This is a genomic window from Nocardia rosealba, assembly GCF_020216065.1.
GTDB classification, from domain to species: domain Bacteria; phylum Actinomycetota; class Actinomycetes; order Mycobacteriales; family Mycobacteriaceae; genus Nocardia; species Nocardia rosealba.
In genome coordinates this window covers 503,919-528,795 of sequence record NZ_JAIWNA010000002.1, presented here as the reverse complement: position 1 = coordinate 528,795, position 24,877 = coordinate 503,919, and the positions used below count along the sequence as shown (strand labels likewise).

At 65.8% G+C, this 24,877-nt stretch carries 24 protein-coding genes; 12 read left to right on the top strand and 12 right to left on the bottom strand.

What is annotated here, in order from left to right:
* Nucleotides 1-50 precede the first annotated feature (50 nt).
* Both LDL21_RS09285 and LDL21_RS09280 read right to left on the bottom strand, forming a co-directional pair.
* Nucleotides 51-503, bottom strand: a complete 453-nt coding sequence (locus LDL21_RS09285; protein WP_225279634.1) for an RrF2 family transcriptional regulator — start codon at nucleotides 501-503, stop codon at nucleotides 51-53.
* Nucleotides 504-774: 271 nt separating this feature from the next.
* The gene (locus LDL21_RS09280; protein WP_225279633.1) at nucleotides 775-2,361 is read right to left on the bottom strand and encodes a DHA2 family efflux MFS transporter permease subunit; all 1,587 of its coding nucleotides are present in this window, start codon (nucleotides 2,359-2,361) and stop codon (nucleotides 775-777) included.
* 84 nt (nucleotides 2,362-2,445) lie between these two features.
* Between LDL21_RS09280 and LDL21_RS09275 the strand changes: the two genes are divergently transcribed.
* Nucleotides 2,446-2,916: a MarR family winged helix-turn-helix transcriptional regulator gene (locus LDL21_RS09275; protein WP_181698904.1), complete on the top strand. Its 471-nt coding sequence runs from the start codon at nucleotides 2,446-2,448 to the stop codon at nucleotides 2,914-2,916.
* 64 nt (nucleotides 2,917-2,980) lie between these two features.
* Here the strand turns inward: LDL21_RS09275 and LDL21_RS09270 are convergent, their stop codons facing one another.
* The gene (locus tag LDL21_RS09270; RefSeq protein WP_225279632.1) at nucleotides 2,981-3,460 is read right to left on the bottom strand and encodes a MarR family winged helix-turn-helix transcriptional regulator; all 480 of its coding nucleotides are present in this window, start codon (nucleotides 3,458-3,460) and stop codon (nucleotides 2,981-2,983) included.
* A 101-nt stretch (nucleotides 3,461-3,561) separates the two neighbouring features.
* Between LDL21_RS09270 and LDL21_RS09265 the strand changes: the two genes are divergently transcribed.
* Nucleotides 3,562-3,987, top strand: coding sequence for a Rid family hydrolase (locus LDL21_RS09265; RefSeq protein WP_225279631.1), 426 nt, complete (start codon nucleotides 3,562-3,564; stop codon nucleotides 3,985-3,987).
* A 133-nt stretch (nucleotides 3,988-4,120) separates the two neighbouring features.
* Here LDL21_RS09265 and LDL21_RS09260 read toward each other — a convergent pair whose 3' ends face one another.
* A complete protein-coding gene (locus LDL21_RS09260; protein ID WP_225279630.1) occupies nucleotides 4,121-4,513 on the bottom strand; it encodes a MerR family transcriptional regulator in 393 nt (130 codons plus the stop codon).
* Between the two features lie 47 nt (nucleotides 4,514-4,560).
* Here LDL21_RS09260 and LDL21_RS09255 point away from each other — a divergent pair, with 47 nt between their 5' ends.
* A complete protein-coding gene (locus tag LDL21_RS09255; protein ID WP_225279629.1) occupies nucleotides 4,561-5,649 on the top strand; it encodes an alkene reductase in 1,089 nt (362 codons plus the stop codon).
* A gap of 84 nt (nucleotides 5,650-5,733) precedes the next feature.
* Here LDL21_RS09255 and LDL21_RS09250 read toward each other — a convergent pair whose 3' ends face one another.
* Nucleotides 5,734-6,222 (bottom strand): STAS domain-containing protein, encoded by a 489-nt coding sequence (locus LDL21_RS09250; RefSeq protein WP_225279628.1) that lies wholly within the window; start codon nucleotides 6,220-6,222, stop codon nucleotides 5,734-5,736.
* A gap of 619 nt (nucleotides 6,223-6,841) precedes the next feature.
* On the opposite strand from LDL21_RS09250, the gene LDL21_RS09245 reads away from it, so the two are divergent.
* The gene (locus LDL21_RS09245) at nucleotides 6,842-7,501 is read left to right on the top strand and encodes a GntR family transcriptional regulator (RefSeq protein WP_225279627.1); all 660 of its coding nucleotides are present in this window, start codon (nucleotides 6,842-6,844) and stop codon (nucleotides 7,499-7,501) included.
* Nucleotides 7,502-7,547: 46 nt separating this feature from the next.
* Here LDL21_RS09245 and LDL21_RS09240 read toward each other — a convergent pair whose 3' ends face one another.
* Entirely contained in the window at nucleotides 7,548-7,874 is a 327-nt protein-coding gene (locus LDL21_RS09240) for a nuclear transport factor 2 family protein (protein WP_225279626.1), read from the bottom strand.
* A 115-nt stretch (nucleotides 7,875-7,989) separates the two neighbouring features.
* Between LDL21_RS09240 and LDL21_RS09235 the strand changes: the two genes are divergently transcribed.
* Nucleotides 7,990-8,517 carry a MarR family winged helix-turn-helix transcriptional regulator gene (locus tag LDL21_RS09235; RefSeq protein ID WP_225279625.1) on the top strand — a complete coding sequence of 176 codons (528 nt, stop codon included), beginning with the start codon at nucleotides 7,990-7,992 and terminating at the stop codon, nucleotides 8,515-8,517.
* 6 nt (nucleotides 8,518-8,523) lie between these two features.
* On the opposite strand, the gene LDL21_RS09230 is transcribed toward LDL21_RS09235, so the two are convergent.
* Nucleotides 8,524-9,360: an SDR family NAD(P)-dependent oxidoreductase gene (locus LDL21_RS09230; RefSeq protein ID WP_225279624.1), complete on the bottom strand. Its 837-nt coding sequence runs from the start codon at nucleotides 9,358-9,360 to the stop codon at nucleotides 8,524-8,526.
* Nucleotides 9,361-9,587: 227 nt separating this feature from the next.
* Between LDL21_RS09230 and LDL21_RS09225 the strand changes: the two genes are divergently transcribed.
* Nucleotides 9,588-10,286, top strand: coding sequence for an alpha/beta fold hydrolase (locus LDL21_RS09225; protein ID WP_225279623.1), 699 nt, complete (start codon nucleotides 9,588-9,590; stop codon nucleotides 10,284-10,286).
* 94 nt (nucleotides 10,287-10,380) lie between these two features.
* Nucleotides 10,381-11,031, top strand: a complete 651-nt coding sequence (locus LDL21_RS09220; protein ID WP_225279622.1) for a trimeric intracellular cation channel family protein — start codon at nucleotides 10,381-10,383, stop codon at nucleotides 11,029-11,031.
* A gap of 21 nt (nucleotides 11,032-11,052) precedes the next feature.
* Here LDL21_RS09220 and LDL21_RS09215 read toward each other — a convergent pair whose 3' ends face one another.
* A complete protein-coding gene (locus LDL21_RS09215; protein WP_225279621.1) occupies nucleotides 11,053-11,811 on the bottom strand; it encodes an MBL fold metallo-hydrolase in 759 nt (252 codons plus the stop codon).
* Nucleotides 11,812-12,054: 243 nt separating this feature from the next.
* On the opposite strand from LDL21_RS09215, the gene LDL21_RS09210 reads away from it, so the two are divergent.
* The gene (locus LDL21_RS09210; RefSeq protein ID WP_225279620.1) at nucleotides 12,055-12,864 is read left to right on the top strand and encodes a class I SAM-dependent methyltransferase; all 810 of its coding nucleotides are present in this window, start codon (nucleotides 12,055-12,057) and stop codon (nucleotides 12,862-12,864) included.
* 10 nt (nucleotides 12,865-12,874) lie between these two features.
* Here LDL21_RS09210 and LDL21_RS09205 read toward each other — a convergent pair whose 3' ends face one another.
* Complete coding sequence (locus LDL21_RS09205; protein ID WP_225279619.1) at nucleotides 12,875-13,582, bottom strand: fumarylacetoacetate hydrolase family protein; 708 nt, start codon at nucleotides 13,580-13,582, stop codon at nucleotides 12,875-12,877.
* A 385-nt stretch (nucleotides 13,583-13,967) separates the two neighbouring features.
* Here LDL21_RS09205 and LDL21_RS09200 point away from each other — a divergent pair, with 385 nt between their 5' ends.
* Entirely contained in the window at nucleotides 13,968-14,270 is a 303-nt protein-coding gene (locus LDL21_RS09200) for a helix-turn-helix domain-containing protein (protein WP_225279618.1), read from the top strand.
* Between the two features lie 189 nt (nucleotides 14,271-14,459).
* Nucleotides 14,460-15,548: a cytochrome P450 gene (locus LDL21_RS30010; protein WP_225279617.1), complete on the top strand. Its 1,089-nt coding sequence runs from the start codon at nucleotides 14,460-14,462 to the stop codon at nucleotides 15,546-15,548.
* A 366-nt stretch (nucleotides 15,549-15,914) separates the two neighbouring features.
* On the opposite strand, the gene LDL21_RS09190 is transcribed toward LDL21_RS30010, so the two are convergent.
* The gene (locus tag LDL21_RS09190; RefSeq protein ID WP_225279616.1) at nucleotides 15,915-17,507 is read right to left on the bottom strand and encodes an MFS transporter; all 1,593 of its coding nucleotides are present in this window, start codon (nucleotides 17,505-17,507) and stop codon (nucleotides 15,915-15,917) included.
* A 131-nt stretch (nucleotides 17,508-17,638) separates the two neighbouring features.
* Entirely contained in the window at nucleotides 17,639-18,640 is a 1,002-nt protein-coding gene (locus LDL21_RS09185; RefSeq protein WP_225280329.1) for an NAD(P)/FAD-dependent oxidoreductase, read from the bottom strand.
* A 92-nt stretch (nucleotides 18,641-18,732) separates the two neighbouring features.
* Here LDL21_RS09185 and LDL21_RS09180 point away from each other — a divergent pair, with 92 nt between their 5' ends.
* Nucleotides 18,733-19,344, top strand: coding sequence for a helix-turn-helix domain-containing protein (locus LDL21_RS09180; RefSeq protein ID WP_225279615.1), 612 nt, complete (start codon nucleotides 18,733-18,735; stop codon nucleotides 19,342-19,344).
* 958 nt (nucleotides 19,345-20,302) lie between these two features.
* Here LDL21_RS09180 and LDL21_RS09175 read toward each other — a convergent pair.
* The gene (locus tag LDL21_RS09175) at nucleotides 20,303-22,483 is read right to left on the bottom strand and encodes a malate synthase G (RefSeq protein WP_225279614.1); all 2,181 of its coding nucleotides are present in this window, start codon (nucleotides 22,481-22,483) and stop codon (nucleotides 20,303-20,305) included.
* A 265-nt stretch (nucleotides 22,484-22,748) separates the two neighbouring features.
* Between LDL21_RS09175 and betT the strand changes: the two genes are divergently transcribed.
* Nucleotides 22,749-24,875, top strand: coding sequence for a choline BCCT transporter BetT (gene betT, locus LDL21_RS09170; protein WP_225279613.1), 2,127 nt, complete (start codon nucleotides 22,749-22,751; stop codon nucleotides 24,873-24,875).
* Nucleotides 24,876-24,877: the final 2 nt, after the last annotated feature.

Here is a 24,877-nt window from a genome sequence, read left to right as displayed (position 1 = left end):
ATCTTTCGATGATCGTATGCTTCAAACCGTTTCGGGATTTCAGAACCAGCTCAGGTCAGCGCGTCGATGGTGCGGTCTCGCACGTCCGGCCCAGTTTCTTCGGCTAGGTCGCCGATGGTCTGCTCGGCCAGGGCGGACCGGTACGACAGCTCAGCGCGAGACATGGCGCGCGCGATGGCACACTGTCCTGAACGGGGACCGATTGCGCCGGACCGGCCGTCGAGACGAATTTCCTCGCAGCGAAACGCGGGCTCGCGCCCCTCGACAGCCGCTACGACATCCATGAGAGTGATCGACGAGGCGGACCGTGCGAGCGTGAATCCGCCGGCCTGACCACGAACCGCCTCGACGATCCCATCCGACACCAGGCTTCGCAGGGTCTTCTGCAGGTATGCCGGTGGCAGACCGAAGAATTCGGCGAGCCGAGAAGATGTCACGGGCGCGCCGTCGAGCCAGTGCAGCACCAAGCAGCAGTGAAGGGCCGCCTCGACTCCTTTGCCCATTCTCATAGTGGATACAAAATATCCACTATGGCCGGATCGGTCAACATCTCCGACAGACCCGAAGGTCGCCGGAACGGTCATCCGACGAACATCCGTGCAGATCTTGCACCCTCGAAGTGTGTCGACTCCACTTCTCGGATATGAGGATTCGAGTCATGACCACATTCGATGGGCTGACGAAGTCCTCCGGCTCGAGAATCTACTCGTCGACAGGTGACGGATGCGGCATGGCGGCCACGGGAGACCCCGTGGCCGCCATGCCGTGTGGGAACTATTGTGTCGCTGCTTGTTTCGCGGGTTTGACGAAGGCGGTTGTCGCCAGGGCGAGAACGAGAAGCCCGGCGCACAGGTAGCTCGCCACTTCGATCCCTGCCGCCATGGCCGCACGAGCTGCTTCCGCGACGGGGAGCGTCTCGGGGTTCTCGGCGAGGGTTGGAATCACCGAGCCCGCGCTGTCGGTGACGGTGGACGACAGCTGGTCGACCTCGGGTTCGGGCAGCCCCGCGTCGGTCAGGCGGTCGCCCAGGTCGGCGCCGAGAGTGCTGAAATACAGTGTGGTGAGGACGGCGATGCCGAGTGCCGATCCGAGTTCGCGTGCGGCGCTCTGAATTCCCGAGCCCTGTCCCACGCTTTCGCCGGGCACGTCGGCGAGCACCACATTGGTGACCTGGGCGGTCGCGAAGCCGACGCCGACGCCGTAGACGAACAGGGCGAGCGCGATCGACCACCAACTGCTGTCCGCCGCGGCGAACACACCGAGCATCGCCAAGCCGAGCGCTTCGAGGAGCAGGCCGATCCGCACCTGCCCCAAGGCCGAAACCGACGCTGTCAGTGAGAAACTCGCACCACTGGCGACGAAACTGCCGATCGCCAACGGCACCAACGCGAGTCCGGCCTGGAACGCGGTGTAGTCGAGGGCGAACTGCATCCACAGGGGCAGCACCGCGATGATCCCGAACTCGCCGAGCCCCACGATCAGCGTCACCACATTGCCCCTGCGGAACGAATCGATGGAGAACAACCGCACATCCACCAGGGGATCGCCACCGGCGCGGCCGAGCATCGCCTGTCTGCGCCAGAACAACCCGAGCGCGAGTGCGGCGGCGACGAACGCAACGAGAACCGGCGAAGGCCCACTGCGCCAAACGAATTCACCGACCTGCATCGGTTCGGTCACCATCAGCCAGCCGTGGTGTCGCCCCTCGATCGTGGCGAATGAGAGCAGGCCGAGGCCGAGTGCGGACTGGGCGGCCCCGAGCCAATCGACACGACCGGTGGTGGTCGCGGCGGCGGGCAGGTAGACCAGCACGGCGACCATGATCAGCGCGACCGCGGGGATGTTGATGCCGAAGGCCCAGCGCCACGAGAAGTCGGCGAGCCACCCCCCGAGCAACGGGCCTACCGCCGCGGCCGCGCCGATCGTGGATCCCCAGATCGCGAAGGCCTGCCCGCGAGCCTTGCCGGTGAACGCCGCGTTCACCAGGGCGAGGGAGGTCGGCAGGATCATCGCCCCGCCCACGCCCTGGAGGAAGCGGGCCGCGATCAGCAGGGCGCCGTTCGGGGCGAGCGCGGCGAGCAGACTGGTGGCGCCGAACACGACCAACCCGATCAGGAACAACTTGCGCGCGCCGTAGAGATCGCTCAGTCGACCGGCGACCAAAAGCAGTGCCGCGAAAACGATCGCGTAGGACTCCTGGATCCACTGGGCCTGGATCGAGGTGATCCCCAAGTCGTCGACGATCGGCGCCAGGATCACGTTCACGATCGTCAGGTCGACCACGATCAGGGCGACGCCGAGCGAGACGGCGATCAACCCCAACCACAAGCGCAGTGATGGAGTCTCGGTTTCTGTCCGCACTATACCTCCGTCATAAAGTGACTTTACGATGAAGGTAAATGTTGGGCGGTAAGTTGTCAATCGAGCGGTCGACGAGAGGACGAGATGGTGGAGCAGACATCCGATGTCGCGATGCGACGGCAGCGGCTCGCCGCGGGTCTCCTCGACTACGGCGCGAGCTTCACCGAGCTGGGCCGCCGGTTCGCCGAAACCCTCGGCGTGCACTCCACCGACGCCTTCGCGCTGATGGAGATCGCGGCCGCCGAACAGGCCGCCGAGCCGCTGTCGCCCGCACTGTTGAGCAAGCGGGTCACGCTGACGTCGGGCGCGATGACGACTCTGTTGAACCGACTGGAACAGGCCGGATACATCACCCGCAGCCGCGAGCACACCGATCGGCGGGTCGTGACACTGCGGTGCAGCGAGCACGCGCGACGGCTGGCCGAGGAGTTCTTCCACTCGGTCAATACCGAGCAGGACGCGATCCTGGCCGAGTACGAGCCCGCCCAGCTCGCGGAGTTCGAGCGGTTGCTCGGGAGGTTGCGCGGGGCGATGGACAGGGAAGGCGCCCCGTAGTCGAGACGCTCCTCTGGTGTCAGGCCGCGCGTACCTTGCGAGGTCCCGACAACTGGGACAACCGTCAGCCGAGGCCGTCTGGAACGATGCGCAGCTTGTGCGCGATGCGGGCGAGGGCTTTCTGATCCGTCGTGTTGAGCGAGTCGAGGACGATGCGGCGCACCGACTGCAGGTGTGTAGGTGCTGCCAGACGCACGACGTCGAAGCCGACGTCGGTGAGTTCGGCGAGGGTGTAGCGGCCGTCGGTCGGGTCGGGCGTTCGGACGATCCACCCGCGCTGCTCACAGCGCTTGGTGACGTTGGACAGGCGCGAGAGCGATCCACTGGCGAGGACAGCCAGTTCCCCCATGCGCAGCTTGCGTTCCGGCGCCTCGGAGAGGTGACTGAGCACGAGGTATTCGAACAGTGTGAGGTCGTGCTCCGCCCGCAGCGGTGACTCCAGCTTGCCCGGCAGCAGCAGCACCAGGGAGATCAATCCGGTCCACGCAGCCTTCTCCTGCTCGTCGAGCCAGCGGCCTTCTCCGTCGTTCTCGTCGTCGCTCATACACATCTCCAAATGACTTCAAGTTTGAAATATTAACGCCCTGCGGTTAGTTTATGCGTGAAGTCATACATCGGGGAACTCCCTCCACAGGAATGAGCATCATGAGCACTGTCAGTTTCGGCATCACTCCGGGCTCCGGCGAGAAGCTGCACCACGCACTCGGCTACAGCAGTGCGGTTCGCGTCGGCGACCGGGTCGAAACATCCGGCCAGGCGGGAGTGGATGACGACCTGGTGATCCCCGACGCACTGGAAGACGAGATCATCCAGGCTTTCGACAACGTGGAACGCACGCTCGCCACGGTCGGCGCCACCTGGAAGGACGTCATCCACGTCAACTCCTACCACAAGGTCGAACCCGGAAACGACGCCATCGGCGACGATCACAACAGGGTGATGGCCGAGCAGTTCCGTCAGCGCCTCGGCGGTCGCGCACCGATCTGGACCGAAACCGGGGTGACCGTGCTCGGCCTGGCCGCCATGCGCGTGGAGATCCGAGTTACCGCCATCGTCGGTTCCGGGAACTGAACGACACGATCAGTAGCCGGTAGTACCGAGCCGGCGGGAGCGCCGCCGATCCGCGTAACCGCCTGCTCGTCACCGAGCATCCGAACCATCCGACGGGAACCGCTGGTTCAGGGTCGGCACACCGGAGGTCGTGTCAGCCGACGTCGACCGAGTCGACCAATGTCTCGCGATGGCGGCGGTTGGTCATGACGACCGCGTCCAGGGCGTCACGCGCTTGGAGCAATTCCGTGATCTGTGCGTCGAGGCGTGCACGTTCCTCCAGCAAGCGCACCCAGGTCTCGTCGGACTGCTCCGCACTGGGAGAATCCACACACGGGAGCAGCTCGGCGATGGTGCGGCTCGACAGCCCTGCGGCATACAGGCGCCGCAGCAAACGGACCCGTTCCACAGCACCGTCGCGATAGGTCCGTTGACCACTGGGACTACGCGAACTGACCAGCAGTCCCTGTTCCTCGTAGTAGCGCAGCGAGCGGACACTCACACCTGCTTGTTCTGCCAGCTCACCGATCCGCACTGTGACCTCCATCGCAAACCCTTGCCTCTGACGTCAATGGTAGGTCTTACCGTCGAGGCATGACAAACCAGACAGCACTGTTCGACCCCTATAACCTTGCAGGACTTCGTCTTCCGAACCGGATCGCGATGGCACCCATGTCCCGCGTGCGATCCGACGCCGCCGGTTTGGCGACAGCGTCGATGGCCACGTACTACGCACAGCGTGCGAGCGCGGGGCTGATCATCTCCGAAGGCATCCAGCCCAGCCTCATCGGCCAGTCCAACCCGTCGACACCCGGGCTCCACACCGACGAGCAGGTCGAGTCCTGGCGACACGTCACCTCGGCAATCCATGCCAACGGCGGGCGAATCTACGCGCAGATCATGCACGGTGGCCGCATCAGCCACCCGGACACTACCGGCCACCAGCCGGTCGGCCCCTCCGCTGTCGCCGCGCGGGACGCTATGGTCTTCACCCCGACCGGCCCGCAACCAGCCCCGGTGCCCCGCGCGCTCGAGACTGCCGAAGTCGCTGCCGAGGCCCGCTCGTACGCGACTGCGGCGAGCAGGGCGATCGAGGCAGGTTTCGACGGCGTCGAGTTGCACGGCGCCAACGGATACCTGATCGGGCAATTCCTCTCCAGCAACGCCAACCAGCGAACCGACCGATACGGCGGCTCGATCACCGGCCGGATCCGCTTCGCTGTCGAGGCGGTCGAAGCCGCCGTAGCCGCGATCGGCGGCAGCCGGGTCGGCATTCGACTCAGCCCCGGCGCGGGAATCTGGGACGCGATCGAGGAAGACGTCCCCCAGCTTTACAGCGCGCTCCTGGCCGAGCTCACCCGAAACGACCTGGCTTACGTGCACCTGGAGGCAACTACCGACGAGGAGGTCCTGGTCGGGCTCCGCCGAGAATGGCCCGGCACCATGATCGTCAACCCCTCGAACCCATTGGGCGCCACCCCTACCGACCGCAAGGCAGCCGACCACTGGCTAGACCTCGGCGCAGACTTGATCAGCTTCGGACGGGCGTTCCTGGCCAACCCTGACCTGGTCGAGCGCCTGCGGGCCGACCTGCCCATCGACGAGGCCGACGAAGCCACGTATTACACCGGCGGCGACAAGGGGTACATCGATTACTCCACCTACCGGCACCACATGGGATGAGTCGGCACTTGTGCGCGAAGCCTTCCGATCACCGTCGCGGCGGGCCGAGTCCGCCGAACGAACGCGGCGTCATAGATATTCGGCCTAGGCGTCACCGGACTCGCCCACGGCGCCGATGACGGCTTCGGCTCCCGCCAACAGAAGATCGGAATGAGCCGCAGTCAACGCACCGAGCAGGTCGGGGTACACCGGTAGCATTTCAGCCAAGCCGGTGACCGCCATGACTCGACCCGTCACCGCGTACGGTCTGGCCTCGACCACGCTGATCGCTACACCGCGCCGACAGCCTTGCCGGGCCAGTTCTGCCAGCGTGAAGATCGTGCGAAGGGACAGGAAATCGACCTTGGTGAGGTCGATGATCAGGTGCCGACCGCCATCCATCGCGGTCGTGCCGAGCGCCGATTCCAGCACCCACTGCCACCGGGTGAGTGTGTAAGCGTCGACGATGCCGCGCACATGCAGGATCGAGGCCCGGCCGTAGGGCTCGAACTCGGCGAGAAGGAGTCGAGTCGGGTCGGGCTGCTCGAGTGTGGCGGTGTTCGTCCAGTGCCGGGTTCGGCGAGTGGTGTTCATCGAGTACTTCCATTCCTCGGCACCTGCAGACCAGTTGTCCCTCCCCCGAATCCGAGCTACTCACATGAGCGATCGGCTGAGCCCATTCCAACACAGGGTTCGATGACCTCGACTTATCGTGATCTACCTGTTGTCGTCTGTACGGTGAAATCGATGACTCGACAGTGTGCCTCCGTACACGTCGAAGCCAGTCTCGAAACGCCGCCAGATTCGACTACTCAGACCGTCGGCGAGCAGCTATCCGATCGACACCACGCGGACGTTCCGCCAGCGCACTTCGGCACTACATCATCGAAGCCCGCAGCCCAAGCTCGCGCCACCGACCGGCCGGTTCGACTCACTTCAGCAACATTCCAACATCGAAGATCCGCCACTGACACTGAACCACGCAGGGGACGGCACCAGATATGGTCCACGATCAGAGCCCGAGCGTCGCCGCGGCCCTCCCCTGCTGTCTATCCACGCGCTAACGCGTGTCCCGGTACTCGCCCTACACCGCTCCACTGGACTGATCGCCGGGAGGAATTTCCGGAGTCGGAGCCTCAGCGATTCACGCGCCTCGCGTCAGCACGGCTTGGCGTGGTTTGCAAGCCTCTGAGACTGATGTTCAATATATTTCATGCCTATCCCGCAAGATGCCGGCGTGGTCGACCGGCGGCTGCTTCGCGATGACGTGTACCACCGCCTCCGGGACGCGATCGTCAATGGCACCCTCGCGCCCGGCGAACAGTTGCGGGACGTCGATCTCGCCACCTGGCTCGGCGTCAGCCGCACCCCGGTCCGCGAGGCGCTGCTGCGACTCGCCGAGGCAGGATTGGTGTCGACACAACCGGGCCGTTCCACCGTGGTGACTCCACTGAACCTGCGCGATGTCCGCGAGGCCCGCGATGTCGTCGCGGCCATGCACCAGCTCGCCGTCCGGGAGGCTGTCGACAGCCTCACCGACGCCGATCTCGACGCGATGCGCGAGGCGGGCGACCGCTTCCGTGTGGCGATCGACAACGGCGATGTCGAGGCGGCACTCAGTGCGGACGAGGATCTCCATGCCGTGCCGGTCAGGGTCGCGGCCAACCGCTCACTGACCTCGGTGCTCGACCAGTTCACGCCGGTCCTGAGCCGGGCCGTGCGGCTTCGGTTCTCGACGCTGGGCGGACGGGATTCGGTGACTCGGCACGACGAGCTGATCAGGCTGTGCGCGGCCGGTGACGTCGAGGCCGCGGCAGGCCTGGCCTTCGCCACCTGGCGCACCCTGCCCACCGCACCCGAATCCACTCCTTGATCGAGACGGTTGCGATACCTCGGCGAGGAACTCCGGCCGGATTCCGTCAGGCGGGGGTGACCTCCAGCCGCTCGATGACGTCGGCGAGGGTGAAGTGGAAGACGAACGGCAATGGGCCCCCGGGGAAGTCTCCGTTCGCGTCGGCGGTCAGCGCCTGGCTCGAGGGGTCGTAGTCGACGACGGTCAGCGTGATCTTCGGAGCGATCTGGTGGTCCTGGATCCACTGGGCGATCCGCGTGGCGCCGCGGTACTCGGTGTTGTCGTCGACCACTACCGATTCCGGACCGAAGAGGTCGGCCAGCGCTTCGGCTTCGTGATTGTTGGTCGCCTCGACGAACGAAGTGATCAGAGACTGGGTGACAGCTGCATTCATGGTGTTGCCTTCCTTGGGAACTTTCTCCGATTTTTATGTCCTTCTGGACACTATAACGTGTCGCTTAGGACAGCACATTCCTGCGTTGAGCGAAAACATTCGATAGGCTGCGGAAATGGCTGCACCTGTCGATCCGTCGTCGCGGAGACTGCGCGAGGCGGGCGATTTCCCGTATCGGTCGGAATTGCTTGCGAGCTTGAGCGCGCTGATCCTGTTGTGGGAGTCGCCCGGCCTGCAGAGCGAGATCCTCACCGCGAGCGGTGAGCCGATCGATCAACCGGCCCACTCGGCACTGCGGCATCTGGCAGCCGGTCAGCCGATGCGACCGAGCGATCTCGCCCAAGCCATGGGAACTGGCCCTTCGAATATCAGCAAGATCCTCAAGCGCCTCGATGCCGCCGGATTTATCGACCGCGACCCCGATCCCGACGACACCCGCTCGACCTTGATCACGCTGACGCCCGAGGGGCAGGCGGCCGCGCGGCACATCTACGACCTCGGCGACGCCATGATCGCCCAGGTGCTCGCCACCTGGTCGCCACGCGACATCGCCCGGTACACCGAGCTGACGAAACGCTTCACCGCTGACGCGATCGCGGCCGCCGAGGTCATGCGACGCGAGGGCCTCAGCCACCCGCGCTGACCGGATTCACCCAGGAAAATCGGCGCCGCGCGAGAGGGCTTCATTGGCGCGGATATCGGCGAGGGTCGACTCCAGGGTGTCGACGACGGCATCGAATCCGCCGCTACCGAGCACCAGGCGATGCGGCGGAGACTCCAGGTCCATCGCCTGAAGCACGGCCTGCACGCCACGCTCCGGATCGCCGGGCTGGTGACCGTTCTGGTCGATCATGGCTTTGCGGATGACGTCCAATTGCGGCAGGTAGGCGTCCACGGTCTCGCTCACCGGCTCGTCGGCAAAGTTCGAGTACGCCCCGGTACGGAAGGCGCCCGGCTCGACGGCCAGCACCTTGATGCCGAACTCGGCAACCTCCGCACGCAGCACCTCGGTGACCGCTTCGACTGCGAACTTCGCCGCCGAGTAGTAGCCGAAGCCCTCGATCCCCCGCAGGCCCGCCACCGAAGACATGTTCACGACCCAGCCGGCGCCCCGGGCCCGCATTCCCGGCAGGACGGCTCGGGTCACCTCCAGCACGGCGAAGAAGTTCAGCTCCATCACTCGCCGCACAGCCTCGGACGGCATGCCCTCGATCGACCCATACCAGCCCCGGCCGGCGTTGTTCACGAGCACATCGATCCCACCGAACTGCTTCTCGGCTGCCGCAACCCCAGCTCGCACCTGACCGGCATCGGTCACATCGAGCTCGAGCACCAGGACTCTCTCGCCGTGTGGAGCAGCCCATTCGGCCAGCTCTGCAGGGCGCCTCGAGGTGATCGCCAGCCGGTCACCCCGTGCAAGCACAGCGTCGGCGAACACCAACCCGAAGCCCCCAGGGGTCCCACCAGTGATGAACCAAGTCCTCATGCCACTCCTCTTCGATCAGCCAACTCGAACCACCAAATACTGTCTACACAGACACTATACATTGTCCTTAGCGACAGTATCTTAGGATCAAAATTCGGGCGTCGGACTTCTCCTACAGGATCTTGCCCTAGTGTTCTGCATGCAATATATTGGATGTCGGGACGGCGGCCGCCGGGCTCACAGAATCCGCTCGGGGGCTCCCGGTGCGGGAAGAGAGGAACCAGCTCATGAGCACCGACCAGCAGATCAGGAACGTCGTTCTGGTGCACGGCGCGTTCGCCGATGGCTCGGGATGGCGAGGCGTGTACGAGAATCTGACGGCGCGCGGCTATCGGGTGACGGTCGTGCAGAACCCACTCACCTCGCTCGAGGACGACGTCGCGGCCACCACCCGCGTCCTGGACCGCCAGGACGGCCCCGCGATTCTCGTCGGCCATTCCTGGGGCGGCACGGTGATCACCGAGGCCGGCCTCCACCCGAACGTCGCCGGCCTGGTCTACGTCTCCGCGCTGGCACCCGATGCCGGCGAGACCACGGCCCAGCAGTACGAGGGCTTCGCGGCGACGCCGGACTTCGTGATCGATGTCGGTGAGGACGGCTACGGCTTCATCGACCACGACAAGTTCAAAGCAGGCTTCGCCCACGACGCGAGCGACGCGGACGCGGCCTTCCTGCGGGACTCGCAGGTTCCGATCAACATGTCGGCCTTCGGTGCGGCGGTGAAGAACGCAGCCTGGCGCGACAAGCCCACCTGGGCCGTCATCGCCACGGAAGACAAGGCCTTCGACCAGGCAATGCTGCAACACATGGCGACCCGCAGCGGCGCCGAGATCACCAACGTGTCCGCCAGCCACGCCCTGTTCATGACACAGGCCGGTGTCGTCGCCGACACCATCGATACCGCAGCGAAGAACGCCGCCCAGTGAACCGCTGATTCATGAATCACTGATCCCGCTCGACCATAGGGGCCGGCCCGCGCAGACCGCGCGTGGGCCGGCCCCTGTCTCTCTGGAGGACGGCATGTTCATCACCATCACCCCGTTCCAGGTGACGCTCTGGATCGAACTCCTGGCCGCCGGACTCGGCGGCCTCCAAGGAGCACTCATCGCCGCAGGCGCCCGGTCTCGCCGCATCGACGTACTCGGCGTCCTCGTGATCGGACTCGCCGTCTCGCTCGGCGGAAGCCTGCTCCGCGACGTGGTGCTCAACCAACCCCCCGTCGTGATCTGGAGCAACTGGTACCTGACCGTGGCCGGTGCCTCCGCGATCCTCGGCATGATGTTGCGCCCTGTCCTGGCACGAGCGGACTGGCTCATCACCGTGCTCCTCGACGCCGTCGTGATGGGCTTGTTCGGAGCCATCGGGGCCTCGAAGGCGCTGTCCCTCGGCGTCGGTGCTGCCGGCGCGCTGGTAGTCGGTGTCATCGGCGCCATCGGCGGCGGGATGCTGCGCGACGTCATCATGGGCCAGCCGTTCTCCTTCCTTCACGTCGGCACCCTGTATGCCGTCGCGGCCGGCGTCGGCGTCGGAGCGCTCGTCTTCCTCGCCGAGCTCGGCACACCCATCCCGATCGCAGGATCGGTCTGCGTGGTGCTGACCACCCTCATGCGCCTGACCGCCGTCCGCTTCGAATGGACCTTCCCGGAACAATTCGCGATACGCCGGTGGTGAGGCCGGTTCCGGCGACACGAGTCACCCGCTGGCGGACCTCGATCGGGTCACAGCGACTGCCTGCGCTATCGGTCCGCGGTGAAGGGGCCCGTGGCCGGGCAGGATGATGTCGGCGTCGAGACGTTCCAGCTCGCCCAGGGCGGCCAGCAGCTCTTCCCGCCCGGCGTGCTGGAACATCGCGGGCAGCAATTGGGGGCCCGCTACTCGCGAGGTCGGGTGACCTGTCACCAGGCTGTCGCCCGTGATCACCGCGCCGACCGACGGAATGTGGAAGGCACTGTGGCCCGAGGTGTGCCCATGGGTCTGCACCGGAAGAGGTGCGCCGGGCAAGTCGAGTGCTCCCGGGGAGGGGAAGGGTTGCGCGTGCGGCGTCGCGACATCATGGGTCGCACCGTTGCGCACGATCCGCATCGCCCACGGCAGGACACCCGGGCGCCAGAGGTTGGCCAGCAGCTTCGCCGGTGTCAACTGCTCGAGATGGTCACGACGGGCATGGCTCACTTCGGCGGCGTCGAGATAGACCGGGGTGCCGTAGCGGCGGTGGAACGGGTTGACCGCTCCCAGATGGTCCACATGGGCATGGGTGATCAAGATGGCCTGCACATCTTCCGGCCGCCGCCCGATTGCCCGGATCGACGCTTCCACGTCGTCCAGGTCGCCCGGGTAGCCTCCGTCGATCATGGTCAGGTCGGTGCCCTCTCGCAGCAGCACCCAGTTGACCGCCGACCCGCGGACCAAGAAGACATCCTTGGCCGCCTCTACCACCCGATCGTCTTTCATCGAATCTCCTCAGATGCCTCAGGCATCGGTCCCTCTGTTCTTGTTGCCGGTGTCTGATGATGCGCGCTGCCGCAGCTCGGAACGAGGGGTCGACGACAAGAAGGCGAGTTCTTGCCAGGCGCTTCCCGGCTCACGGCCGCGCGACTTAGGCTCCGAGCGGCCGCCCGCGCCGACGTCGACAACTCGTCCCGATGCGCAGGCTCGGCTGGAAGACGGCGGATCATCGCGGGTGAGGAGTGACTGGTGGAGCTCGACTGGAGTCTTGGACGATACGAACCGACGGCGGAGTTACTGCTGCTCATCTCCGAGCGGGTCGTGACGATGTCCGAGCCGCTCGCCGGTAAACACGTCGTCGACCTGGGCTGCGGCACCGGGAACGCCGCACTTCTCGCGGCCGAGCGCGGCGCCGTTGTCACCGGCGTCGATCCGGCCGCGCGACTGCTCGCGGTTGCCCGCAAGCGCGCCGCCGAGCGAGGGCTGCAGGTCGAGTTCGCCGCCGGTGACAGCGCGTCGATCCCGGTCGAGGACGGTGCGGCGGATCTGTTGCTCTCGGTCTTCGCGGTGATCTTCGCGCCGGATGCCGAGGCGGCGATCGCGGAGATGATGCGGGCAACCGCGGCCGAGGGGCTGATCCGGCTGACCTCGTGGATCCCGGGCGGATCGATGACGGCGATCAACCGGACCGCCGGACAGTTCATGGCCGAAATGTTCGGCGGCGAGTCTTCGGGTCCCGGTACGGCCGCCCCGTTCGCCTGGCACGACGAAGCAGCGCTGCAGCAGGCTTTTGCCGCGCACGGGTTCACGGTCGAGTTGGAGCGGCACTCGATGCAGCTCCGCGCGACGTCGCCCGAGGCGTATCTGGAGGAATCCGCGCAGCACCCGATGGCGGTGAGCGGGGCTCAGGCTTTGGCGTCACGGTCGGACAGCGAAGAGCTGCAGGCCGAACTCGACCGCCGTCTGCTGGCTGCGGTACGGGAAGTCAACGAGGATCCAGCGGCGTTCCAGGCCTCCAACGAGTACGTGATCGTCACCGCCCGCCGCTCCGAGGCCTGAGGCGGCCGCTTCAACCCGCGGCGATGTCGTGGACGATGGTGCCCACGCCGTCGATGGTGAGTTTCAGGTGGTCGCCAGGGACCAGCAGGCGGCCGTTCTCCAGACCCGAACAGCCGGGAAGCGTTCCCGTCGCGAGCAGCTCGCCCGCATACAACTGCTCCCCGCGAGAGGCGTGCGCGACCGCCGCTCCAATCGAGTGTCGCATTCCCGCGGAGCTGCTGCGCACGATTTCCTGCCCGTTGATCTCGACCCGAGCCGTGAGCGCGGCGGGATCCGGGATCATGCTCGCCGAGACGAGTTCGAGTGAAAGGGAGCTGATGAAGTGCTTGGCTTTCTGCGGACCGAAACCACTGCGCATCTCGGCCAACTGCACGTTGCGCGCCGAGACGTCGTTCAGGACGACATACCCGGCGATCGCTGCCATGGCTTCCTCCGGAGTGGCGTCGCGGAGCGGTCGGCCGAGGACGAAGCCGAGCTCGAGCTCGTAGTCCAAGGCAGTGGCATAGGTCGGAGCGACTATCGGCACACCACTCGGTACGAAGGTCAGCGCGTTGCCCATGTAATAGATGGGCTGCTCGTACCACAGCGGTGCCGGCTTGAATCGCGGGAACGTACGACCGGTGAGCCGCTCGAAGAGCGATGCCGCTCGGTAAGCGGACGGCAGGTAGGCCCGCGCCATTGCCCGGGAGGCGTCGATCACGTGCTGCTCGTAGAGCATGAAGTCTCGGAACGAGACAGGTGCGAAAGGCAATAGATCACCATCGGCCCGATCTCGCCATGCCGGGACCTCCGGTAGACCCAGCGGCATCCCATCGGACGCCGACCATGACTGCCACTCACCGTCGACCCGTACCTCGACGAGCGGGGCACCTCCGGCCCTCCTGCGGCGAACTGCCTCGACCATCCATACTCCTCAGCGAGAATTCCAGGACTGATATATTGCATATCGTACCCCTCCGAGCTCAGGTGCGCAGCCCACGGAAGGGCAGTCGATCTCCGGAAAGGACGGGCCGTTCATGCCCACCGGCTCACCTCGTGCTCGTCGGCACCGAACGGCCGACCACGTCCCCAAGCCGCCTGTCCGCGACCAGGACTCTCGAGCCGTGGCGACCACTCACGCCGACGAGCTGCAGGAAGAGCAGCGCCGACTGCTTCTCCTGATGGCCCAGGGCGTGCCGGATACGACAATCGCCCGCCAACTGTCGCTAGGGCAACGAACGCTGGCCCGCCGAATAGCGAACCTGTACGCCCTTCTAGGGGTGGAGACACGGTTCCAGGCCGGCGTCGTCGCCGAGCGGCTGGGCCTGCTGGACCCCTGCCCGCCCGATGCCGCCGCCTCGCCATCTGTCCAGCACCGCAGGCACCGCCCGACGGAAGGTCGACTGAACGGCGCCGCCCACCGATGAGGAATGGACCGTTTCGGTGCCATGCAATATGCAATATACTGCCCGTGTACTTGCTCACCACGACCGCACTGAACGGATTCTCCGATGACGACAGATGTCCACCCGCTCGACCTGACTCGCTCCCTCCATTCGGACACGGCCCGGCTCCGGGCGGCAGGCCCGGCCGTTCGAGTCGAGCTGCCGGGCGGAGTGATCGCCTGGTCGGTGACGCGCTACGAGAAGCTGCGCGAGTTGACCGAGGATGGTCGGCTGTCGCGCGACGCCCAGCAGCACTGGCCGGGACTGGCCGACGTACCGGAAAGCTGGCCACTGACCCCCTTCTTGATCCAGCCGTCGGTACTCAACGCGTACGGCGCAGACCACCGCCGGTTGCGCGGCATCATGGACACCGCGTTCACCGCAGATCGCCTGGCGAAGCTGGCCGACAATTTGGGCGACAGGTTGCCCACGCTCCTGGTGGCCTTCGGTGCGCCGGGTTCCGGCCGGATCATCGACATCCGGCAGGACTTCGCCCAGGTGATCGCCGCTGAGACGTTGTGCGATCTGTTCGGCATACCCAAGGAACAGTGGCACGAGGCGAGGCAGGCGATGCTCGAACTCCTGAACCCGTCCAGTGAGCCTGAAACGGCAGCTGTCCAGCTGAAAAACGCGACAGATCTGCTGGCCGGCCTGATCTCCAGCAAGCAGCAGGCTCCAGGCTCCGACCTGGCCACCATATTGAGTCAGGACCCGAGCCTGACCGACGAGGAGCGCGTACTCGCCTTGGTCGTCACGATCGCCGGCGGTCTTCCGGCACCAACCGACCTCATCACGAATGCGGTCGTCAACTTGCTGTCGAATCCCGCGCAACTCACCGCGCTACTGGATGGTGCGGTGGAATGGTCGGAGGCGGTCGAGGAGACGTTGCGGTTCGATTCCCCGGTGCAGCACATGCCGCTGCGCTATGCCGTCCACGACATCGACCTCGGCGACGGTGTCGTGATCCGCCGAGGAGACCCGGTGATCATGGGTTTCGGGGCCGGTGGTCGGGACCCGCAAGTCCACGGCGACACCGCTGAAACCTTCGATGTGCATCGACTGAACAAGGCACACGTAGCACTCGGGCACGGAGTGCACTACTGCATCGGCGCACCACTCGGCCTCCTCACCGCAAGGCTCGCACTGGCCGCCCTGTTCCAACACTTTCCCCACCTGAAACTGGCAGAGCCGGTCGATGCGATGTCACCGCTCCCGACGTTCATCTTCAACGGCAAGACGCGGGTTCCCGTGCTCCTGTAAGCCGATCGACCAGGACCGAGTACGAGCGCCACGCGGTGATGGCGCTTTACCCGTGTGGCTCCGCCGTGAAAGGGGGTCCTACTCCGATGCTGGCGGTTCCACACTGACCAGCACTTACCCTCGGAGGAGGCCCGCTTTTCCATGAGGAAGACGACGTGGGTGCCCTGCCGTGAGCACCTCGCCGACGGCGTTTTGGTCGCGGCTTGCCCTGTGCACCAACAGTTCCCGTACTTCGGCTGCAACGCCCGACCTGGCATCCCCGCTCGGACATCGCGCCGGATCGCGCGCACTGATCGTCGGAATCGCCCAGCCGCTGTGGGTGCGCGATTCCTGATCTGATCAGCGACGTTCGCGCACCCACCGCCGCTATCGGGTGACGACGGGCTCGACCATCTCGGCGTCGTCTTCCCTCGCCGGATCCTGGCTCTTCGGGCCGCGGAGGGCGACGTAGACGAACAGAACGCCCATGACGGCGACGCTTGCCCACATGGCCTGCTGCCAACCTGCGACGAAGGACTGCTGGGCGGCGTGGACCAGGTCTTGTGCGTGCGAGCCTGCGCTGTCCGCTGTCTCGATGGCGTTGGCGATGCCTTCGCGCGCGGTGTCGGCGGTGTCTTGCGGGATGCCGTCGAGCTTGTTGTCGATGGTGTTGCGGTAGCCGGTCGCGACGAGCGCGCCGAGCAGGGCGACACCGAGTGCGGTGCCGAACTCTCGGGTGACATCGTTGAGTGCGGAAGCGACGCCCTGCTTCTCGCGTGGCAGGGAGCTGGTGATCGCTTCGGTGGACGGTGTCATCGACAGCCCCATACCGATGCCCATGGCGACCATGCCGGGCAGGACGGACAGGTAGCCACCGTCGACGGAGACGATCGCGGCCAGCAGCGCAAGACCGGCGCCGGTCAGCAGAATGCCGGTGGCCATAGTCGCTCGGGCGCCGATACGTGCAGCCAGCAGTGGAGCGAGTCCGGAGGTCGCCATCATCATCACGGCCATCGGCATCATCGCCACCGTGGACAACAGTCCCGACCAGCCGAGCACGGCCTGGAAGAACGGGAACAGGACCACCCCGATACCCGCCTGCACACCGAAGACCACCAACAGCGTGAGTGAGCCGCCGGCCAAGCCGGGCTCACGGAACAGTCGCACGTCCAGCAGCGATGCGTCCCGGCGGTGCAGCTCCCAGCCCACGAAACCGACGGTGGCGAGGAAACCGACAATAAGACTGATCAGTATCGCGGGCGCGGTCCAGCCGCGCTCCGGTCCCTCCTGCAGGACGAAGATGAGCCCGACCACCGCGACGGTCGATACCAACGCGCCGACGGTGTCGAAGGAGTGAGCGGCCCGCTCGCGGGAGTTGGGAACCGACTTCAGCGTCAAGGCCAGGGCTACGACGACCAGGACCACGGGCAGGGCGAACAGCCAGCGCCAGTCCGCGACGTCGACGAGGAGGGCGGAGAGGAACATGCCGAGGATACCGCCGCCGCCGGCGACACCTGTCCACACACCGATCGCCTTTCCGCGCTGCTCTTCGGGGAAGGTGGAGGTGATGACAGCAAGAGTGATGGGCATGATCATCGCCGCGCCGATGCCGCTTGCCACCCGTGCCGACAGCATTACCGCAACCGACGGGGCCAGCGCCGCCGCGACATTCGAGGTGCCGAAGATGAGCAGCCCGGTAAGCAGCATGGGCTTGCGGCCCAGGCGGTCACCGATAGCGCCGAGCGGCAGCAGTAGCGCGGCCAGGGCGAGGGTGTAGATATTGATGATCCACAGCACTGCGTTCTGTGAGGCGCTGAATTCGACGGCCATATGAGTCTGGGCGACGTTCAGACCGGAAACCGAAGCGATGACGGCCATCAGTGCGATGGAGACGGCGATCAGGATCGTGCGCAGCTCACGCGCATCCGGAACACCCCCGCCGCCGTCGGCGGCCGCCACCTGTGAAAGCTGGTTGGTCATGGATTCCTCTCGAAAATGGGCATGGAGAATCAGCGCCGGAGCATGGCCGGTCGTTGAGTGAACGGAGGTGGGAGGCCCGGCGACTACGCGCGCTGCTCAGTGCGGGCAGAGGGCCAGCGCGGGTTCGGGCATCAGGGGGTGGTGTTTTCGCCCTGCGCTGCGGCCAGCGCCGCGTCGGTATCGGCAGCGGCCAAGAGGGCGTTGATATGGGCGCCGGCTGCGGCCGAGGCACCCACCTGGGCGCTCAGGTCCGTGGCGTTGCCGGCGACCCACACGCCTGGCACCTCGGTGGTGCCCGCCATGCCGGAGGCAAAGCGGCGACCCATGTTGTCGGGCAGGTCTTCCATCGGCAGCCTCAGCCCATCCAGCCCCTCGGTACGAGCCTGCATGTACGTGGCGACCGCGAGGACACGGCGAGCGATGAGCTGTCCGTCGGCCAAACGCACACCCGCGAGCGTGCCGTCCTCGGCAGCAACGATCTGGTCCACCTGGGTGTCGATGACGCGGATGCCTCGGGCGGCGAAACGCGCGCGGGTGGCCTCATCCACTTCGGTGCCGCTAGCGAAATAGATCAAATCGTCGGTCAACTGACGGAACAGCAACGCGTGGTGGATCGAATTGTGGCCGCTGGCGAGGACACCGATCGGCTCATCGCGCACCTCCCAACCGTGGCAATACGGGCAGTGCACCACAGCGTGCCCCCAATGCCGCGCCAAGCCGGGCACATCGGGCAACACATCGCGCAGACCGGTGGCCACCAGCACACGGCGTGCTGTCAGGGTGCGGCCGTCAACGAGAGTGACGGTGAAACGCAGGTCTCCCTCGACCGATGAGTCCGCAGGCTCGGCGGAGCTCACCGCACCGACGACGACCCGTCCGCCGTAGTCGCGCACCTGTGCCCGGCCCCGCTCGAGAAGTTCGGTGGGCGGCATGCCATCCAGCCCGATGAAGCCGCGTACGGCCTCGGCGAGCGCGTTGCGGGGACTGCCGCTGTCGATCACGACAACCGAGCGGCGGGAACGGGCGAGCATCAGCGCACCGTTCAAACCCGCAGGTCCCCCGCCGATCACCACGACGTCGACGGTCTCATCGGGCAGTGTGTCGGTCGCGTACACGGGAATCGGCTCAGCCATATCCTCATAGCCCTTCGTGAGTAGCCCAGCCGTTCTGGACACCTGTCGGCGACCATAACCCCGTCTTGCATCACTGGCATACAATCTTGCCTATGACGCAAACAGATGGCGAGTTGGACAGCCTCGTACGCAAACGCATCCGAGCCCTACGCGTGGCACAAGGCTGGTCCCTGGAGGAGCTGGCAACCCGTGCTCATGTCAGTCAGTCCACCCTTTCGCGTATCGAGAACGGTCAACGCCGCCTCGCGCTCGATCAGCTGGTCACTCTCGCTCGCGCTCTGGACACATCCCTGGACCAGCTGGTGGAGACCGCCGCCGACGATGTCGTCGTCAGCCCGATGATCGACGCGGCGCACGGGCTGATGCGCTGGCCGATGAAGGGCGAGCCCGGCATGAGCGTCGTGCGCCAGCGGATGACCGAACCGCCACCGGACAACCCCGCACGCATGCGCGCACACCCCGGCCGGGAGTGGCTCGTCGTCCTGTCCGGTACCGCGATCCTCATGTTGGGCCACCGACGCTTCCGCGTCGAGACGAACCAGGCCGCCGAGTTCCCCACCATGCTCCCGCACGCCATCGGCGCCGAGGGCGGCCCGTGCGAAATCTTGGGCATCTTCGACCGCGACGCCCAACGCGGCCACCGGCGCGACAACAGCAGCGTGCCTGCCGAATGCGACTACATGTCGGATGGCGCCTGCACGTGACCCGCCGCCGCCATGTCGAGTGAATCAGCTACTGGCACAACCTGTTTCAACATCAGGTGGCGTTTATTCCCATGTCGCGATGCCCGTTCGGCAGGAGGTCCCGTTCCGTACGAGGATCACGGGATGACTGACCTGCGATGCGAAGATGTCCCGCTGAGATGCAGGTCTGGATCGACGTGCAGAGAAAGCACTTCACTACTGCAGATCTCGAACCGGGGCCCTGGACGATCCGCGGGTGAAGAACACAACAAGGGTTACCCGATCGGGGTCGGCTGGGCTGGTGCGCTGGGCGGGTGCCGGGATCCCTGTGCCCGCACACATTCCAGGCGACCTGCTCGCAAAGCGATCACGTGACCGCCTAGGCGGGCTACTTCCCCCAACGAGGGCTCACCGGCGCACCCCTAGCCTCCCGCTCGATTTCAGACGACAGGCCGCGACACCGATCTTTAACACAGACCCTACTGCCAGCAAGTCTCCGGACTGCCACGCAACGCACGCCCGTTCTACGTGCGGTTCGTAGTTCGAACAAACTCTTGGCCGCCCTCCGCGCCGAGCCTACCCCGCGTGGTTAGCTATTCGTTTGCTGATCGCTGAAACTTCCCCGCGTGTCGTACTCCGACACGCCGACGGCCAAGCGACGGCACGGCGAGCGTCGACATGTAATCACCTGAGCATCGACAACTCCATGAAGCAGCCCAGTGGAGAAAACCGGTACCCACAAGACCACGCCCGATCACGGCAAGATGAGCCAAAGACGCAATGCGAATCCGCTGGTGGACAGCTCGCGTGGACGCTGTCAGTGCCTTCGTTGTGTGACCGTTTTTGTGACCGTTTTGAGCGTGACACGCCGGTATCCCGAGGTGATTTCCGGTGACGACAGCGGCCCCACCTCGGAGGTCTCCGAGACGGGGCCGCACGTGAAAAGCGCTGCTATGAGCTACTTTTCAATCACTCGTCATCACTTGCTGTGCGCAGCCTTGAACTCGCGACGACGCCGGTGCAGGATCGGCTCGGTGTAGCCGTTGGGCTGCTTGGTGCCTTCCAGGACCAGTTCCTTGGCGGCCTGGAACGCGATCGAGGCGTCGAAGTTCGGTGCCATCGGGCGGTAGTTCTTGTCGCCGGCGTTCTGGCGGTCGACCACGGGGGCCATCCGCTCGAGGCTGGCGATCACGTCGGCCTCGGAGACGATGCCGTGGCGCAGCCAGTTGGCGACCAGCTGGCTCGAGATGCGCAGGGTGGCACGGTCTTCCATCAGGCCGATGTCGTTGATGTCGGGCACCTTGGAGCAGCCGACGCCGTGGTCGATCCAGCGCACGACGTAGCCCAGGATGCCCTGGGAGTTGTTGTCGAGCTCCTGGCGCTTCTCCTCGTCGGACCAGTCGGTGGACTGGGCCAGCGGGATCTCGAGGATCTGGTCGACGGTGGCGCGGGGGCCGCCCTTGGCGATCTCGGACTGGCGCTTGAACACGTCCACCTGGTGGTAGTGGGTGGCGTGCAGGGTGGCGGCGGTCGGCGAGGGCACCCATGCGGTGTTGGCGCCGGCCTTGGGGTGGCCGATCTTCTGCTCGAGCATGCCTGCCATCAGGTCGGGCATGGCCCACATGCCCTTGCCGATCTGGGCCTTGCCGGGCAGGCCCTTGGCCAGGCCGGTGTCGACGTTCCAGTCCTCGTAGGAGGTGATCCAGGTCTGGGTCTTCATCTCGGCCTTGCGGACCATCGGCCCGGCCTCCATGGAGGTGTGGATCTCGTCGCCGGTGCGGTCGAGGAAGCCGGTGTTGATGAACACCACGCGGTCCTTGGCGGCCTCGATCGACGCGGCGAGGTTGACCGTGGTGCGGCGCTCCTCGTCCATGATGCCGACCTTGAGGGTGTTGCGGGTCAGACCGAGGACGTCCTCGATCCGGCCGAACAGCTCGTTGGTGAACGCGGCCTCGTCGGGGCCGTGCATCTTCGGCTTCACGATGTAGACCGAGCCGGTGCGGGTGTTGGCCAGCTCGGCGGTGCCGTTGAGCGAGTGCACGGCGATCAGCGAGGTGATCAGGCCGTCCATGATGCCCTCGGGCACCTCGTTGCCCTCGGCGTCGATGATGGCGTCGGAGGTCATCAGGTGGCCGACGTTGCGCACGAACAGCAGCGAGCGACCGTGCAGCACCAGCTCGGAACCGTCGAGCGCGGTGAACACGCGGTCGGGGTTCATGGTGCGGGTGAAGGTCTTGCCGTTCTTGGTGACCTCTTCGGCGAGGGTGCCCTTCATCAGGCCCAGCCAGTTGCGGTAACAGACGACCTTGTCCTCGGCGTCGACCGCGGCGACCGAGTCCTCGAAGTCCATGATCGTGGTGAGCGCGGACTCGAGCACGATGTCCTTGACGCCCGCGGAGTCGGTGGAACCGATGGGCGAGTTCGGATCGATCTGGATCTCGATGTGCAGGCCGTTGTGCTTGAGCAGCACCGAGGTCGGCGCCTCGGGGTCACCGAGGTAGCCGACCAGCTGCGACGGATCGGCCAGGCCGATGTCGGTGCCGTCTTCCAGGCCGACCTCGAGCTCACCGTCGACGATCTTGTAGTACGACGAACCGATGTGCGAACCGGTGATGAGGGTGACGGCGTCGTCGAGGAAGTTACGGCCCCACTCGATGACCTTGTCGCCGCGCACGCGGTTGTAACCGGTGCCCTTCTCGGCGCCGTTGGCCTCGGAGATGGCGTCGGTGCCGTAGAGCGCGTCGTAGAGCGAACCCCAGCGCGCGTTGGCGGCGTTGATCGCGAAACGCGCGTTCATCACCGGAACCACCAGCTGCGGGCCTGCGGTGGTGGCGATCTCGGCGTCGACGTTGCCGGTGCCGATCTGGAACGGCGCGGGCTCGGGGCGCAGGTACCCGATCTCGGCGAGGAACTTCTTGTAGGCGGCCTTGTCGTAGCCGGCGCCGGGGTTCTCGCCGTGCCAGGCGTCGAGCTTGCCCTGGATCTCGTCGCGTTCGGCCAGCAGGGCACGGTTGCGCGGCGCGAGGTCGTTGATGACCTGTTCGGCGCCTGCCCAGAACGCGGCGGAATCTACGCCGGTACCGGGAAGCGCCTCGTTCTCGATGAAATCGTGGAGAACGCTCGCCACCTGGAGCCCGCCGACCTGAATCCGCTCTGTCATCTACTGCCTCACTTCGGTTGAAAACCGGCTGGAAAAAGTCGATGTCATGTTACCCGTGGGTATTGCCGACATCGCGTGTGGGTGGAACGCCCGGCGGGCGTCACGCATTCCGCCACGCCGAATCGTCGGGTGCCGACGGCTGGGCGTGGCGAACCACTTCTCGATTGTAGGTTCCCGTCGACGGCCGTCGTACGGGCTCGAACACGGGCGCAGCAACCACCGGATGTCCACAAAAGGACGAGGTGGAGGAACTAGCCTTCGTCGCATGGGTGCCCCCAGCAATCCCGGCGACAACAGCACACCTGTCGGGGCGACGCAGGTGCCGTTGCACCCGGTGGCCGACAAGCGGTCGGTGAACAAGCCCGTGTTCCTCACCGCCGCCGGGCTCGTGCTGGCCTTCGCGGTCTGGGCGCTGGCCTCACCGGCGAGTGCCGAAAGCGTCGTCGGCGAGGTGAAGACCTTCATCTCCACCTGGTTCGGCTGGTGGTATTTCGTGCTGGCCACCGTGATCCTCGGGCTCGTCGTGTTCCTCGGTGCGGGCCGCTACGGCCGGTATCGCCTCGGTCCGGAGGAGTCGCGCCCGGAATACAGCCTGTTCTCCTGGACGTCGATGTTGTTCGCCGCGGGCATCGGTATCGACCTGATGTTCTTCTCCGTCGCCGAACCGGTCTACAACTACCTGCACCCGCCGGAGGGACCCGCCCAGACCGATCACACCGCCCGCGAGGCGGTGACCTGGACGATTTTCCATTACGGCATCACCGGGTGGGCGATGTACGCGCTGATGGGCGGGGCGCTGGCGTATTTCGCGTTCCGGCACAACCTGCCGCTGACGATTCGCGCCGCTCTCTACCCGATCTTCGGCAAGCGGGTGCACGGGCGCTGGGGTGACGCCATCGATGTGGCGGCGGTGCTCGGCACCATCTTCGGTATCGCCACCTCGCTCGGCATCGGCATCGTCCAGCTCAACTACGGTCTGCACGAACTGTTCGGCGTCCCGCAGGGCAAGGCGGCCCAGATCGGTTTGATCGCGTTGTCGGTGGCCATCACCACCATTTCCGCGACCACCGGGGTCGACAAGGGCATCCGGCGCTTGTCCGAACTCAATGTCATCATGGCCATCGCCCTGCTGATCTACATCCTGGTGGCCGGTCGCACGTCGTTCCTGCTCAACGGGCTCACCCAGAACGCGGGCGACTACCTGTCGACGTTTCTGGACCGCACGCTGAACACCTTTGCCTGGGAACGCAATCCGGAGACGGCGAATCAGCCGTCGACGTGGCTCGACAGCTGGACACTGTTCTTCTGGGCGTGGTGGGTGGCCTGGGCGCCGTTCGTCGGACTGTTCCTCGCGCGCATTTCGCGCGGACGCACCCTGCGCCAGTTCATCTTCGGTGTGCTCGTCGTGCCGTTCAGCTTCACCCTGCTGTGGATCTCGGTGTTCGGCAACAGCGCCTTGCAGGTGGCGCGCGACGACCAGCAGTTCGCCGAACAGACCGCGGCCCGAGCCGAATTGGGTTTCTACTCGCTACTCGAGCAGTACCCCGGGGCCACTTTCCTGCTCGGCATCGCCACCATCACCGGGCTGCTGTTCTACGTGACGAGCGCCGATTCCGGTTCGCTCGTGATGGGCAATTTCACCTCGAAACTGCCCGACCCGATGGCGGATTGCGCGCGTGGCACCCGGATCTTCTGGTCGGCCGCGATCGGTCTGCTCACGCTGTCGATGCTGTTCGCGGGGGCGGGCGGATCGATCATCACCCTGCAGAACGCGACGATCATCATGGGCCTGCCGTTCTCGTTCGTGCTGGCGCTGATCGGGATCGCCATGCTGCGCGCGGTGCGCAACGAGTCGTTCAAGATCGACAGCTACCGGGCGGCGCTGCCCAATGCCATCGCGGCCGGGCGCGGACCGAGCGAGCACGGCAGCTGGCGGCGCAGGCTGCTGGCCACCGTCCACTACCCCGGCCCGGCCTCGACCCGGAAGTTCTTGAACAACACCGTGATTCCGGCCATGCGTGAGGTTTCCGAGGAGCTGGCCAGGATGGGACTCACCGCGCACGTCGACGAATCGGGCACCCACGAGGGGCTGCCGTATCCGAGGCTGATCGTCGATCAGGGGACCGAGACCGGCTTCGAATATGGTGTGTGGCCGGTCTCGGCGCCCGCCCCCTCCTACGCGGTCCTGGCCCAGCGCTCCGGTGACCGCTATTTCCGCTGCGAGGTGTATCTGGCCGAGGGCTCGCAGGGGTACGCCCTCAACGGATACAGCCGTGAGCAGGTGATCGGCGACATCCTCGACCAGTACGAACGTCATCTCGGTTATCTCTATCTGCGCCGCTCCGCCACCGATCACCACGAACCCGAAGCCGTCGACACCGACGAATCGTGAAG